The 13,299-nt window shown below is 74.4% G+C and carries 12 protein-coding genes; 7 read left to right on the forward strand and 5 right to left on the reverse strand.

The features are described 5' to 3' along the window. The first annotated feature begins 6 nt into the window (after positions 1 to 6). Genes ACIO9K_RS13605 through ACIO9K_RS13630 form a run of 6 tightly spaced genes read left to right on the forward strand, consistent with a single transcriptional unit; the run spans position 7 to position 7,346 of the window. On the forward strand, positions 7 to 1,392 hold the full coding sequence (locus ACIO9K_RS13605; protein ID WP_363629825.1) for a lysine 2,3-aminomutase: 1,386 nt from the start codon (positions 7 to 9) through the stop codon (positions 1,390 to 1,392). Next, positions 1,389 to 2,528, forward strand: coding sequence for a RimK family alpha-L-glutamate ligase (locus ACIO9K_RS13610; RefSeq protein WP_400329484.1), 1,140 nt, complete (start codon positions 1,389 to 1,391; stop codon positions 2,526 to 2,528). The genes ACIO9K_RS13605 and ACIO9K_RS13610 overlap by 4 nt, the downstream gene beginning before the upstream one ends. Beyond that, positions 2,525 to 3,754 (forward strand): AMP-binding protein, encoded by a 1,230-nt coding sequence (locus ACIO9K_RS13615; protein ID WP_400329487.1) that lies wholly within the window; start codon positions 2,525 to 2,527, stop codon positions 3,752 to 3,754. Before ACIO9K_RS13610 ends, ACIO9K_RS13615 begins: the two co-directional genes overlap by 4 nt. Next, positions 3,751 to 5,085, forward strand: coding sequence for an MFS transporter (locus ACIO9K_RS13620; RefSeq protein ID WP_400329490.1), 1,335 nt, complete (start codon positions 3,751 to 3,753; stop codon positions 5,083 to 5,085). The genes ACIO9K_RS13615 and ACIO9K_RS13620 overlap by 4 nt, the downstream gene beginning before the upstream one ends. Further along, positions 5,082 to 6,068, forward strand: a complete 987-nt coding sequence (locus ACIO9K_RS13625; RefSeq protein WP_400329493.1) for an SDR family NAD(P)-dependent oxidoreductase — start codon at positions 5,082 to 5,084, stop codon at positions 6,066 to 6,068. Before ACIO9K_RS13620 ends, ACIO9K_RS13625 begins: the two co-directional genes overlap by 4 nt. A gap of 18 nt (positions 6,069 to 6,086) precedes the next feature. Next, positions 6,087 to 7,346 (forward strand): phenylacetate--CoA ligase family protein, encoded by a 1,260-nt coding sequence (locus tag ACIO9K_RS13630; protein WP_400329496.1) that lies wholly within the window; start codon positions 6,087 to 6,089, stop codon positions 7,344 to 7,346. Positions 7,347 to 7,410: 64 nt separating this feature from the next. Here ACIO9K_RS13630 and paaI read toward each other — a convergent pair whose 3' ends face one another. Continuing rightward, positions 7,411 to 7,821, reverse strand: a complete 411-nt coding sequence (gene paaI / locus ACIO9K_RS13635; RefSeq protein WP_363621705.1) for a hydroxyphenylacetyl-CoA thioesterase PaaI — start codon at positions 7,819 to 7,821, stop codon at positions 7,411 to 7,413. Between the two features lie 159 nt (positions 7,822 to 7,980). Between paaI and ACIO9K_RS13640 the strand changes: the two genes are divergently transcribed. Continuing rightward, on the forward strand, positions 7,981 to 9,252 hold the full coding sequence (locus ACIO9K_RS13640) for a hypothetical protein (protein ID WP_400329499.1): 1,272 nt from the start codon (positions 7,981 to 7,983) through the stop codon (positions 9,250 to 9,252). Here the strand turns inward: ACIO9K_RS13640 and ACIO9K_RS13645 are convergent. The 4 genes from ACIO9K_RS13645 to ctaD all read right to left on the reverse strand — a co-directional run bounded on the left by ACIO9K_RS13645 (position 9,249) and on the right by ctaD (position 12,881). Further along, entirely contained in the window at positions 9,249 to 9,629 is a 381-nt protein-coding gene (locus tag ACIO9K_RS13645) for a pyridoxamine 5'-phosphate oxidase family protein (RefSeq protein WP_363621701.1), read from the reverse strand. The genes ACIO9K_RS13640 and ACIO9K_RS13645 overlap by 4 nt on opposite strands. 79 nt (positions 9,630 to 9,708) lie before the next feature. Then, positions 9,709 to 10,428 (reverse strand): response regulator transcription factor, encoded by a 720-nt coding sequence (locus tag ACIO9K_RS13650; protein WP_363584711.1) that lies wholly within the window; start codon positions 10,426 to 10,428, stop codon positions 9,709 to 9,711. 161 nt (positions 10,429 to 10,589) lie between these two features. Then, on the reverse strand, positions 10,590 to 11,117 hold the full coding sequence (locus tag ACIO9K_RS13655; protein WP_363621700.1) for a hypothetical protein: 528 nt from the start codon (positions 11,115 to 11,117) through the stop codon (positions 10,590 to 10,592). Between the two features lie 117 nt (positions 11,118 to 11,234). After that, complete coding sequence (gene ctaD / locus ACIO9K_RS13660; protein ID WP_400329611.1) at positions 11,235 to 12,881, reverse strand: cytochrome c oxidase subunit I; 1,647 nt, start codon at positions 12,879 to 12,881, stop codon at positions 11,235 to 11,237. Positions 12,882 to 13,299 lie beyond the last annotated feature (418 nt).

Below are 13,299 nucleotides of genomic sequence, written 5' to 3' on the forward strand. Positions count from 1 at the left end.
CCGGCCGTGGACCACCCCGTGATCCGCCAGCCGTACACGTACGCGCGGACGGCGCTGGTCGAGCCGGACTGGCGGCGACTGCCGGGCTGGCGCCGCGTCACCGAGGCGCAGTGGCGCGACGCCCAGTGGCAGCGGGCCCACTCGGTGAAGACCGCCCGGCAGCTGCGGGCCGTCGTCGGCGACCGGCTCACCGACCACTTCTACCGCGAACTCGCCGCCGACCAGGCCGGGTTCGCCACCATGCCGATGCTGCTGCCGCCGCAGCTGCTGAACACCATGGCCCCGGACGCCCCGGCCGACCCGCAGGCCTTCACCGAGGCGTTCCTGGCCGACCCGGTGCGCCGCTACATGCTGCCGGTGCGCACCGACCGGCACCCGCACTGGCCCAGCCATCCCCGGGCCGAGCGGGACTCGCTGCACGAGGCGGACATGTGGGCCGTCGAGGGTCTGACGCACCGTTACCCCACCAAGGTGCTGGCCGAGTTGACCGCCACCTGCCCGCAGTACTGCGGCCAGTGCACCCGGATGGACCTGGTCGGCACCTCGACGCCTCAGGTGGCCAAGACCCGGCTGCTGCTGCGCCCCGCCGACCGGCAGGAGCAGATGCTCGACTACCTCAAGCGCACCCCCGCCGTACGCGACGTGGTGCTGTCCGGCGGCGACCTCGCCAACGTCCCCTGGCCCCGGCTGGAGTCCTTCCTGCTGAGGCTGCTGGACCTCGGCACCGTCCGGGACATCCGGCTGGCCAGCAAGGCCGTGGTCGGCCTGCCCCAGCACTGGCTGCAACCGCAGTTGCTGGACGGCCTGGCCCGGGTCGCCGAACTGGCCGCCCGCCGCGCGGTCAACCTGGCCGTGCACACCCACGCCAACCACGTGCGCTCGATCACCCCGCTGGTCGCCGAGGCGGCCCGGGCCCTGCTGGACGCGGGCGTGCGGGACGTCCGCAACCAGGGCGTGCTGATGCGGGGCGTCAACGACACCGCCGAGGACCTGCTCGACCTCTGCTTCGCCCTCCAGGGCGAGGCGAACATCCTGCCGTACTACTTCTACCTCTGCGACGTGATCCCGGGCGCCGAGCACTGGCGGACGCCGCTGCACCAGGCGCAGCGCCTCCAGGAGGCGATCATGGGCTACCTGCCCGGCTACGCGACCCCGCGCCTGGTCTGCGACGTCCCGCACGTCGGCAAGCGCTGGGTGCACCAGGCGGTGGCCTACGACCGCGAGCTCGGCATCTCGTACTGGACCAAGAACTACCGCACCGGCCTGGAGAGCGGCGGCGGCCAGGACGCCCCGCTCGACCGGCGCCACCCCTACTACGACCCGGTGGACACCCTCCCGGAGACCGGCCGCCGCTGGTGGTCCGAGCCGTCCACCGCACGAGGAGCGCGATGAGCACCCCCGGCCCGAGCCCCGACCCGAGCCCCGACCCGAGCCCCGCCCCTCCCCGGGACGGCGAACTGCGCCGCCTGTGCTGGATCTTCCCCGACCGCGAGTCCTCCCGGATGGCCGCGATGTGGCACGGCTTCTTCTGGGACCTCTACGCCGAGAGCGCCGCCGACCTCGGCCTGCGCTGGACCAGGCACGCGCCGGAGGCCGTCACGGTGGACGCCACCGGGCCCGGCCGCCCCCGGGTCTACGTGGACGACGAGCCGGTCACCCCCGAGGACACCCTGTTCATCACCGCGCTCTACTCGCTGCCGTACCAGTCGATGGACGTCTTCAACCAGTACGCGCTGTACGCGGTGCTCGAACAGGCCGGGTTCTACCTGCCGTTCCCGCCGCAGGTCTCGCTGATCGGCAACGACAAGCTGGCCACCCTGCTGTTCCTGGGCGGCTCCCCGGTGCCGACCATCCCGACGGTGCGGATCGGCACCGGCCGGGACATCAGCAAGCACGGCTACGAGGTGGGCCTGCGGAACATGACCTACCCCGCGATCGTCAAACCCGCCGGCTGGTGCGGCGGCGGCGGGATCAACCTGGCCCGCGGCCCCGAGGACGTCCGGGGCCTGGCCAGCCTCGCCCAGGGCGGCGACACCACGCTGGTGGTCCAGCCCTACCTGGGCGACGGCACGATCGACTACCGGGTGTACGTCGTCGACGGCGAGCCGTACGCGGTGATGAAGCGGACCCCGGAGCCCGGCTCCCCGGTCGCCAACGCCAGCCGGGGCGGAGCCATGGAGTTCCCGCCGGTGCCGCCCGAACTCGCCGCCGCCACCGCCTGGTTCGCCGAGCGGCTGCCGATCCCGTTCTTCTGCGTCGACTTCCTGTACGACGGCGAGCGGTACTGGTTCTCCGAACTGGAACCGGACGGCGTGATCGCCCCCGACCTCACCGACCCGGACCGCACCCTCCAACGGGACGTCACCCGCGCCCGCTTCGCCGCCTACCGCGACGGCCACGCCAGGTGGCTCGCGGACGGCGCCCGCCCGCTCACCCTCGACCCCACCCGAAGCCCCGCCCTCACACCCACACCCACACCCACCTCCAACCGCGACCTCGACCTCGCCCCCCGGACGGACTCCCGATGACCGCCTCCTTCTCCCTGCCCCCCGAGGCCGCCGAGCCCCGCCTGCACGTGGCCCGGCGCACCCTGGAGCGGCTGCGCAGCGTCCCCGACCTGGCCCCGCGCTACGCCAGCCACGTCAACGTCCACACCCTCGACCGGCTCGCCACGCTCCCGCCCCTGGCGAAGGACGACCTCAACACCGCCCTCGCCCACCTGGAGCCCGCCGCCGACCAGGCCGCCACCTGGCTGTTCCAGAGCGGCGGCAGCACCGGCGCCCCCCAGGTCGGCTACGCCCCCACCGGCTTCTACATGGCCGGCGTGCACGCCCACTGGCAGCCGCTCGACCGGACGGACGTCTTCGTCAACGCCTGGGGCGCCGGCCGGATGTGGGGCGCGCACTTCCTCGCCGCCGCGCTCGCCGACCTCTCCGGCTGCCGGATCATCGCGCTCGGCTCGGTCGCCGCCGAGGAGTACGGCGACTGGCTGGCCTTCCTGGCCACGCGCCGGGTGACGGCCATCGGCGGGACGCCCAGCGTGCTGCGGCTCTGGTTCGCGCACGCCCGCGCCGCCGGCATCCGACTCCCCTCCCTGCGCAAGGTGTTGTGGCTCGGCGAGGCCTGGCAGCCCCAACTCGACGAGGACCTCGCCGTGGTGGCGCCCGAGGCGCGGCGCTGGGGCATGTTCGGCAGCACCGAGACCTGGGTGGTGGCCACCAACACCCCCGACTGCCCGGCCGACACCTTCCACCCGCTGCCCGACCAGCTGGTCCACGCCGACGCCGGCGGCCTGCTCGACTTCACCACCCTCAACCCCGAGATGCTCAACCCCGTGCTGCGCTACCGCACCGGCGACGCGGGCGAGTTGACCGACTGCCCGTGCGGGCGCCCGGGCCCGGCGATGCGGGTGCTGGGCCGACGCGACAACGTCGTCCAGGTCCGCGGCCTCGGACTGGACGTGGCCGAACTGATCGCCCGGGCCGAGCGCGAACCGGGCGTGGCCCGGGCCCAGGTGGTGCTGACCGAACAGCGCGGCCGGGCCACCGGGGTGGAGGTCCTGCTGCTCACCGGCGGGACGGGCGCCACCCCCGACGCCGAGCGGCTGCGCAAGGAGCTGTTCAGCGCCACCTTCACGCTCAGCACCGCCTTCCAGCACGACCCGGAGTCCTTCCGGGTACGGCCCGTCGAGGAGCTGATCAGCAACGGCCGCACCGGCAAGACCGCCGGGCTGGTCCTGCGGGAGGGTGCGTGAAGTCCGACCGGACGGGCGAGGGCGTGACGTCCGACCCGGCGGGAGGCGGGACGGCGCCCGCGCGGCCGGCGCCGCTGGGCCGGGGCTTCGACCTGTTCTGGGCCGGGCAGACCGTCAGCCTGGTCGGCGACAAGGTCACCGTGTTCGTCGTCCCGACTCTGATGATCTTCGTTCTGCACGCCTCCGCCCTCCAGGTCGGCGTGGTGGCGATGGCCCAGTACCTCGGCATCCCGCTGCTCGGGCCGGTCGCCGGGGTGCTGGTCGACCGCTGGGACAAGCGCCGCACCATGCTCGGCTGCGACCTGGTCCGGCTGGCGGCGGTGGCGGCGATCCCGCTCGCGTACTGGCTCGACGTGCTGTCCACCCCGCTGCTGTTCGGCTGCGTGGCGGTGATCAGCGGCGCGACGATCTTCTTCAATGTCGGCTACCTGGTCGCCGTCCCCGCCGTGGTGCCCGAGGACGGCATGGTCCGCGCGTACTCCCGGCTGGAGGGCAGCGGCTCGGTCGCCGAGGTCGCCGGCCCCTCCATCGCCGCCGCCCTGTACAGCGCGCTCGGGGTGGCCGCCCTGCTGGTGGACGCGGCCAGCTACCTGGTCTCGGCCGTCTGCTTCCGGTACATGAGCCCGTGGGGCGAGCGGACGGCCGAACCCGGCTCGATCCGGGAGCGGCTGACCCTCGGCTTCCGGCTCAACTGGGCGGACCCGGTGCTGCGCCGGGTGGTGCTGGCGGCCGTCACGCTCAACTGCGGCGGGCCGGTCTTCGTCACCGTCCTGCCCGTCCTCGCCTACCGGGGCCTGGGCGTGACGGTCGGCGCCTTCGGCGCGGCCATGTCGGTGGCCTCGCTCGGAGCGCTGATCGGCGCCCTGGTCGCCCCGCGGCTCAGCCGGCGGTTCGGCCTGGGGCGGACGATGGCCTGGTCGCTGCTGCTGCACTGCCTGGCCGGCCTCGGCCTGCTCGCCGCGCCCGCACTGCCGCCCGGGCCGGTGATCGCGGTGACCATGGGCTGCTACGGGTTCTTCATGTCCTGCATCAACGTGTGCAGCGCGCCCACCCGGCAGGCCCGGATGACCGCCCGCAACCAGGGCGTCATGCACGCCGCCTTCCGGACCGTCACCTGGGGCGTGATCCCGCTCGCCGCGCTGGTCGGCGGCCTGGCCGTCACCCTGCTCACCGGCCCGCTGGGCATCCTGGACGCGGCCCGGGCGGTGATGGCGGGCGGCACCCTGCTGGCCGCCTGCTCCTTCCTCCCCGCCCTCGGCCTCCAGCCGCTGCTGGACGCCGCCGGGCGCGAGGCCGCCGCCCCCGGGGAGCTCGCGGAGAGCGCGTCATGAACGGCGGGAGCGCCGGGAGCGCCGGGAGCGGCGGGAGCGGCGGGAGCGGCGCGAAGGCCGGGAGCGCCGACGGGAAGGTCCTCCTGATCACCGGAACGTCCTCTGGCATCGGCCTGGCCACCGCCGTCGCGGCGGCCCGGGCCGGGTACCGCACGGTGGCCACCCTGCGCGAACCCGGCCGCGCCGGGGAGCTCCGGCGGGCCGCCGAGGCCGCCGGCGTCACCGTGGACGTCCGCCGCCTCGACGTCACCGACCCCGGCTCGATCGCCGCCTGCCTGGACGGCGTGGCCCGGACGTACGGGCGGCTGGACGCCGTGGTCAACAACGCGGGCGTCTCCAACTCCGACCCGACCCTGGAGATGTCCACCGACGCGGCGCTGCGGGCCAACCTGGAGGTCAACTTCTTCGGGGTGGCCGCGGTCAGCCGGGCCGCGCTGCCGCTGCTGCGGGCCGCCGCAGGCCGCCTGGTCGCCGTCGGCAGCGTGCACGGCGTGGTCGGCCAGCCGTTCAACGAGGCCTACTGCGCCGCCAAGTTCGCCGTCGAGGGGTTCCTGGAGGCGCTCGCCCCGGTCGCGGCGGCGCACGGCGTCCAGGTCTCGGTGGTCGTCCCCGGCTACGTCCCGGACACCCGGTTCGGGGTCTTCCCGGACATCGACCGCGGCACCGTCCAGGCCGCCTCCGGCCCGTACGCGCCCACCTTCGCCGGCTACCTGGACTGGATCGGCGGCCAGGGCTGGGAGTCGGCCGGCCAGCCCGCCCGGGAGGTCGCCGAGGTCGTCGTGCGGACCCTGCTCTCCGACCGGCCGCCCTTCCGGGTGCCCGCCAACCAGTGGGCCGCCGACTACCTGGCCGCCAAACTCGCCGACCCGGACGGCTCCACCGTCCAGTCCCTCGCCCGGACCTGGCTCGGGCAGCCCGAAGCACGCCTCCAAGCGCGAGTCGAAGCACCCCCCGCAGCACCCCCCGCCGCACCCTCCTCCTGAGCAAGGGACCCGACCACCATGCCCGCCAAGCCCCTGGCCGAGCTGATCGCCTTCGCCCGCGCCAACTCGCCGTTCTACGCCGAGCTGTACCGCGACCTGCCCCCCGCCGCCGAGCGCCTCGACCAGCTCCCCGTCATCGACCAGGCCGCCTTCTGGGCCGCCAACACCTGGCCCGACAACCGCGTCCTGACCGGCCCGCTCAGCGACGCCGGCATCTACAAGACCGGCGGCACCACCGGCGTCCCCAAGTTCTCGCCCTGGACCCGCACCGAGCACGCCGACTCGGTCACCGCCTTCGGCGCCGGACTCGTCCGGGCCGGCCTGCGGCCCGGGCACCGGGTCGCCAACCTCTTCACGGCCGGCGAACTCTACGGCGGCTTCCTCTACATCGAGGGCGCCCTGCACCACGCCCCCGTGGACAACGTCCGCCTGGGCGTCGGCGGCGCCGCCCCCGACCCGTACATCGCCGACCTCATCACCGGCTTCGGCGTCCACGTGCTGGCCGGCGAGCCGATGAAGCTCAGCGCCGTCGCCGAGTGCCTGGTCCAGCGCGGGGAGACGGCCGACGGGGTCGAACTGCTGCTGTTCGGCGGCGACCTGCTCTTCGCCGACCTGCGGCCGATCCTCGCCCGGGCCTTCCCCCACGCCGCCGTCGCCTCCGTCGGCTACGCCTCCAACGACGCCGGGCTGGTCGGCTCGCCCGTCCCCGGCGACGACGTCCGGGTGCACGAGGCCTTCGCGCACCGCACGGTGGTGGAGCTCGTCGACGACGTCACCGGCAAGACGATCACCACGCCCAGGACTCCCGGCCGGGTCGTCGTCACCAACCTGTTCCGCACCCTGATGCCGATCCTGCGCTACCCGACCGGTGACCGCGCCGAGTGGACCGACGCCCGCTGCCGCCGCTTCCGCCTGCTCGGCCGCTCCACCGAGGGCGCCCGGGTCGGCACCGTCGCCATGCCCACCGAGGAGATCCGGGCCGTCCTGCTCGCCGCCGACCCGGAGCGCCACATCACCGGCATGCAGCTCGTGCAGCGCCGCTGGGCCGGGCGCGACGGCCTGATCCTGCGCCTCGGCTACACCGGGCGGCGGCCGGCCCCCGAGCTCGCCGACCGGCTCGTCGAGGCCGTGTACACGGCCCGGCCGCTCTACCCCGACGAGGTCGCGCTGGGCAGCATCCACGACCTCGCGGTCGAGTGGGTGCCGCGCTCCGAACTGGTCACCAACCCGCGCACCGGCAAGCTCCAGCAGGTGCTGGACGAGCGTCCGCGGTCCTGACCGGGAGGTGACGGCGGGGGCCGGGCAGCGGTGAGGGGCCGGACAGAAGTGAGGGCCCGGGCGCTCAGTCGGTCTGCGGCCGGCCCCCGATCACCACGCTCTGCCCGCGGAACTCGGCGATGACCTTCCCGTCCGCCCGCCGGACCGTCACGTCGTAGACCCCGCCGCGCCCGGCCCGCGACCGCTCCACCGCCTCCGCCACCAGTTCGTCCCCGACCGCCGCCGGGGCCAGGAAGACGACCTGCGCCGCCTGCGCGACCGTCACCGGGCCGTGGCTGTTGCAGGCGAACGCGAACGCGGCGTCGGCGAGCAGGAACAGGAAGCCGCCGTGCGCCGTCCCGTGGCCGTTCACCATCGTCGCGGCCACCGTCATCCGCGTCACCGCTCGACCGGCGGACACCTCGTCCAGCGCGATGCCCAGCAGCCGGCAGGTCTCGTCCCGCGCGTAGAGGGCGGCGGTCCCGGGGTCGAGCATGGCGTCCTGTTTCCCTCCGTCGACGGCGTCCCGGGCCAGCCTAGGGCACGGCGCCCGCCCGCCGTCCGGGGGAACTCGGCCACGCCGCCCCGCCGTTCGGCCCACCCAGCCGCCCTCCGCCCCTAGCCTGCTCAGGTTCCCCGAGCGCAAGGACGGCTGATGGCCCAGAAGTCACCCGCGACCGCCACCCCACCGGGCCCCGCCGAGATCCCGTCGGCGCAGCCGCCCAGCGGATCCGTGACGGCCCTGCGGATCGGGGCCGCCGTGGCCGGCGCGCTGCCCTCCGTGGTGCTGCGGCTGGCCGGGGTGCACCTGGCGCCCGTGCCGGGCATGGTGGTCTTCGGCCTCGGCGTCCTGGCGGCGGCGCTCCTGCTGATGTGGGCCGCGGAGACCGCCCGGGCCGACATCTCCGGCCCGCTCGCCCTGGCCCTGCTGGCGTTCATCGCCGTCCTGCCCGAGTACGCCGTCGACCTCTACTTCGCGTACGCGGCCGGCACCCGGCCCGAGTACGCCGCCTACGCGGCCGCCAACATGACCGGCGCCAACCGACTGCTGGTCGGCGTCGGCTGGCCACTGGTCGCCCTCGCCTCCTCCTTCGCCGCCCGGCGCCGCGGCGCCGCCCCCGGGATCACCCTGCGGGAGCACCGCCGGATCGACACCGCCTTCCTCGGCGCCGCCGCCCTGGTGGCCTTCGTGATGCCGCTGACCCGGCAGATCTCCTGGGTGCTCGCGGTCGTCCTGATCGCCTGGTACGGCTACTACCTCTTCCGGGTCAGCCGCTGTAGCGAGGACGACGAGGAGGAACTCATCGGCGTTCCGGCCCGGTTGGCCGCCCTCCCCCGGCAGCGCCGCCGGGCGACCACCGTCCTGGTGTTCGCGGTCGCGGCCGGGGTGATCTTCGCCTGCGCCGAGCCCTTCGCCACCTCGCTGGTCGACGCCGGCGCCTCGCTCGGCATCGACCGCTTCCTGCTGGTGCAGTGGCTGGCCCCGCTCGCCTCCGAGGCGCCCGAGCTGATCGTCGCGGTCGTCTTCGCCTGGCGGCTGCGCGGGGACGACGGCCTCGGCGCGCTGCTCTCCAGCAAGGTCAACCAGTGGACCCTGCTGATCGGCTGCCTCCCGCTCGCCTACCTGGCCGGCGGCGGCGCGGCCTCCCTCCCGCTGGTCGAACGCCAGGTGGACGAGGTGCTGCTGACCGCCGCGCAGACCGTCCTGGCCGTGGTGCTCCTGCTCGACCTTCGGTTCCTGCCCTGGAAGGCCGGGCTGCTGTTCGCCCTGTTCGCCGTCCAGTTCGCCCTCCCCGGCGAGTCCGCCCGGGTCGCCCTCAGCTGGGTCTACCTCGCCCTGGCCGTCCCGCTGCTCGCCGTGCGCCTCCGCCAACTCCCGCCCACCGTCCGCGCCTTGGCGGGCCGCATCGAGGGCGATCCGCACTAGTCGGTGCGCGGGGGAAGCCGCCGGCCGACGACGAGTTCCGGGCGGATGCGGATCCGGACGGCCCCGGGGGCGCGGCCGGCGGCGGGGCCGACCTGGGCGCGGCCGAGGACGGTCACGTACCAGCCGGAGCCGTCCACGCCGTCCACCTCGTCGGCCTCGAAGGCGATCACGGCGTCGTCCACGGCCCGGGCGAGTTCGGAGCCGGCCTGGGCCGAGAGCAGCACTCCGCCGCCGTCCGACAGGTCGAGCCGGAAGGACACCGGCAGCACCGCCGGGAGGGCGCGGATGGTGTAGACCACCCGGCCGACCGCGGCCCTGGCCAGCAGTTCCAGCGCCCGCTCCCGGTCCAGTTCGAGCAGGTCGTGATCACCGTTCATGCTCTCGATGCTCGCCCCGGCGGTGGCGGCGCCGCGAGGGCCGATGGTCCCGCCGGGGGTCCCGGGCCCGGACGTCGCGTCAGCCCCGGAGGGAGCGCAGGTGCGCCGGCTGCGCGGCGGCGGCGGCCTGGCGCAGCTCGGTGGAGATCAGCGCGGCCTGCACCCGCCGCTCCACACCCAGCTTGGCGAGCAGCCGCGACACGTGGTTCTTCACCGTCTTCTCGGCGAGGTAGAGCCGTTCGCCGATCTGCCGGTTGGTCAGGCCCTCCCCGATCAGCGCCAGCACCTCCTGCTCGCGCACGGTCAGCGCGGGCCCGGTGGTGACGGGCTGCGCGGGCTCGGCGTCGCTGCGCAGGCGGTTGAGCAGCCGGGTGGCGGCGCCCGGGTCCAGCATCGAGCGGCCGGAGGCGACGGTCCGCACGGCGGCCACCAGGTCGGTGCCGCTGATCTGCTTGAGCACGTACCCGGCGGCGCCCGCCATGACGGCGTCCAGCAGCGCCTCCTCGTCGTCGAAGGAGGTCAGCATCAGGCAGGCCAGGCCGGGCATCCGGGAGCGCAGTTCACGGCAGACCGACACCCCGTCGCCGTCGCCCAGCCGGACGTCCAGCACCGCCACGTCGGGCCGCAGCGCGGGCACCCGGACGAGCGCCTGCTCGGCGGTGGCGGCCTCGCCGACCACCTCCAGATCGGGCTCGCCGTCCAGCAGGTCGTGCACCCCGCGGCGCACCACCTCGTGGTCGTCCAGCAGGAACACCCGCACCGGCGCCGGTGCCCCGGCGCCCGCCGTCTTGGTCGCCATCACGCGGCTCCACCTTCGTCACCCCCGCACACTCCCGGCAGGGCCCAGGGCATCATCGCCCACCGGCCGCCGCAGGACCCAGGGCCCAACGACCCCATTCGGGCGAGCGCGCGGGCGGCGCGGCCCCCGGAGGAGCCGCGCCGCCCGTGCGGGAGGGGCCGTCAGCGCCGCCGCGCGCTGCCGAGGCCCGCCAGCAGGAAGGCCAGCGCCACCCCGGCCCCGCTGACCGCCGCGAGCACCACCCGGGAGCCGACGGCGCCCTCGTCCGACAGCAGGATCGCCACCGCCCCCAGCGAGGCGACGGCGGCGCCGACGACCAGCCACCCCGCGAGGGTGACGGCGGCGGGGCGGCCGGAGCGCGGCGCCGGCCGGGCGCCCAGGGCCGCCCAGCGGGCGGCGGCCTCGTGCTGCTCCCCGCGCCGGTCCCACCGGGCGCGGACCCGCAGCGCCACGCCGCCGACCAGCCCGGCGAGGGCGATCTGCGCGGCGGGCCGCCAGTCGGGCACGGCGAGCAGCAGCCCGCCGGCCATGGCGAGGGCGGCCCACCACAGGACGCAGGCCGCCGCGGCCGTACGGGTGGAGCGGGGCCGGTCGGCGCCGGCCTGGAGGTCGGCGATGGCGGGCAGGTACCAGACGCAGCCGCTCGCGGTGAGCGCGGCGGTGCCGATGGCGAGGACGGTGTGGGTCATGGGGCCGGCCTTCCAGGTCGCGAGGGGAGGGAGCCGTCCCCGCCCGTGACGGGGGCGCGGGCGGAGACGGCGGTCGGAGGGTTCGGAGCGGGCGGCCGGGGCGCGCCCGGCCTCGGGTCAGCCGTCCACGGCGGACCGCGCCCGCTCCGCCCTGGTCTGTGGCAGGTCGTACTTGGCCGGGCTCACGTCGCCCAGGTGGGTGGCGGGCTTGCCGGTGTTCTCCAGGACGTCCAGGGCCGCGATGTCGGGGTGGTGCAGGTCGAAGGCCGGGGATTCGGAGCGGATCCTCGGCAGCCGGACGAAGTTGTGCCGGGGCGGCGGGCAGGAGGTGGCCCACTCCAGCGAGCGGCCGTAGCCCCACGGGTCGTCGGCTTCGACCTTCTCGCCGTACTTGGCCGTCTTCCAGATGTTGTAGAGGAACGGCAGGATCGACAGTCCGAGCAGGAAGGAGAAGATGGTGGACAGGGTGTTGAGCGTGGTGAAGCCGTCCGAGGCCAGGTAGTCGGCGTAGCGGCGGGGCATGCCCTCGGCGCCGAGCCAGTGCTGGACCAGGAAGGTGCCGTGGAAGCCGACGGTGAGCGTCCAGAAGGTGATCCGGCCGAGCCGTTCGTCGAGCTTCTTGCCGGTCATCTTGGGCCACCAGAAGTGGAAGCCGGCGAACATCGCGTAGACCACGGTGCCGAACAGCGTGTAGTGGAAGTGGGCGACGACGAAGTACGAGTCGGAGACGTGGAAGTCGATCGGCGGGGCGGCGAGCAGCACGCCGGTGAGGCCGCCGAAGAGGAAGGTGACCAGGAAGCCGACCGTCCACAGCATCGGCGTCTCGAAGCTGAGCGAGCCCTTCCACATGGTGCCGACCCAGTTGAAGAACTTGACCCCGGTCGGGACGGCGATGAGGAAGGTCATGAAGGAGAAGAACGGCAGCAGCACCTGCCCGGTGACGTACATGTGGTGCGCCCACACCGTCACCGACAGGCCGGCGATGGCGACGGTGGCGGCGATCAGCCCCGCGTAGCCGAACATCGGCTTGCGGCTGAAGACCGGGATGATCTCGGAGATGATCCCGAAGAACGGCAGCGCCAGGATGTACACCTCGGGGTGGCCGAAGAACCAGAACAGGTGTTGCCAGAGCATCGCCCCGCCGTTGGCCGGGTCGAAGACGTGCGAGCCGAACTTGCGGTCGCATTCGAGGGCGAGCAGGGCGGCGGCGAGGACGGGGAAGACCAGCAGCACCAGCACCGAGGTGAGCAGCACGTTCCAGCAGAAGATGGACATCCGGAACATGGTCAGCCCGGGTGCGCGCATGCAGATGATCGTGGTGATGAAGTTGACGGCGCCGAGGATGCTGCCGAAGCCGGAGAGCGTCACGCCCATGATCCACATGTCGGCGCCGACGCTGGGCGAGTGGACGGCGTCGGACAGCGGCGCGTAGAGGAACCAGCCGAAGTCGGCGGCGCCCTGCGGGGTCGCGAAGCCGGCGGCGGCGATCAGCGAGCCGAACATGAACAGCCAGAAGGACAGCATGTTCAGGCGCGGGAAGGCGACGTCCGGGGCGCCGATCTGCAGCGGCATGATCCAGTTGGCGAAGCCGGTGAACAGCGGCATCGCGAAGAGCAGCAGCATCACCGAGCCGTGCATGGTGAAGGCCTGGTTGAACTGCTCGTTGGAGAGGATCTGCGTTCCGGGCCGGGCGAGTTCGGCGCGCATGACCAGCGCCAGGACACCGCCGATCAGGAAGAACCCGAACGCCGACACCAGGTACATGGAGCCGATCGTCTTGTGGTCGGTGGTGGTCAGCAGTCTGACCACGGCCGAACCGGGCCGTTTCGGCCGAACCGACGGCTGCGGTACGGAGGTTGGCGGTGGCGTGGGGTCGCCCTGTGCCGGGGTGGCGCTCAAGGACGCACTCCTTAGGAACGTCGTGCGAATGGCTGGCGATCCATGATCCGAACGCACCGCCCCCGCCCCCTAGGGCCGTTCGGCCCGCGCCCCCGGGGCCGCACGGCCCGCGTTCCGGCACCCGGACCGGGACCTCCGGTGGCCGTCGGTCCCTCCCCGGCCCCTCGGGCGGCGCTCACCGCGCCGACGAGCACCGCTGGAGGAACGCCGGAACCGCCCCGGCGCCCCCGCCCCGGACCGCCCCCGCCCGTCCCCGTCCGCCCCGGGGCCCGCACCCCCGGCC

The sequence above is a fragment of the Kitasatospora sp. NPDC087271 genome (assembly GCF_044744605.1).
Lineage (GTDB): Bacteria > Actinomycetota > Actinomycetes > Streptomycetales > Streptomycetaceae > Kitasatospora.

Excerpts from the sequence above, each read along its gene's own strand:
- ACIO9K_RS13610 (WP_400329484.1), top strand. The coding sequence starts at position 1,389 with ATGAGCACCCCCGGCCCGAGCCCCGACCCGAGCCCCGACCCGAGCCCC.
- ACIO9K_RS13615 (WP_400329487.1), top strand. The coding sequence starts at position 2,525 with ATGACCGCCTCCTTCTCCCTGCCCCCCGAGGCCGCCGAGCCCCGCCTG.
- ACIO9K_RS13625 (WP_400329493.1), top strand. The coding sequence starts at position 5,082 with ATGAACGGCGGGAGCGCCGGGAGCGCCGGGAGCGGCGGGAGCGGCGGG.
- ACIO9K_RS13630 (WP_400329496.1), top strand. The coding sequence starts at position 6,087 with ATGCCCGCCAAGCCCCTGGCCGAGCTGATCGCCTTCGCCCGCGCCAAC.
- paaI (WP_363621705.1), bottom strand. The coding sequence starts at position 7,821 with ATGCTCGACCCCGGGACCGCCGCCCTCTACGCGCGGGACGAGACCTGC.
- ACIO9K_RS13640 (WP_400329499.1), top strand. The coding sequence starts at position 7,981 with ATGGCCCAGAAGTCACCCGCGACCGCCACCCCACCGGGCCCCGCCGAG.
- ACIO9K_RS13645 (WP_363621701.1), bottom strand. The coding sequence starts at position 9,629 with ATGAACGGTGATCACGACCTGCTCGAACTGGACCGGGAGCGGGCGCTG.
- ACIO9K_RS13650 (WP_363584711.1), bottom strand. The coding sequence starts at position 10,428 with ATGGCGACCAAGACGGCGGGCGCCGGGGCACCGGCGCCGGTGCGGGTG.
- ACIO9K_RS13655 (WP_363621700.1), bottom strand. The coding sequence starts at position 11,117 with ATGACCCACACCGTCCTCGCCATCGGCACCGCCGCGCTCACCGCGAGC.
- ctaD (WP_400329611.1), bottom strand. The coding sequence starts at position 12,881 with ATGTACCTGGTGTCGGCGTTCGGGTTCTTCCTGATCGGCGGTGTCCTG.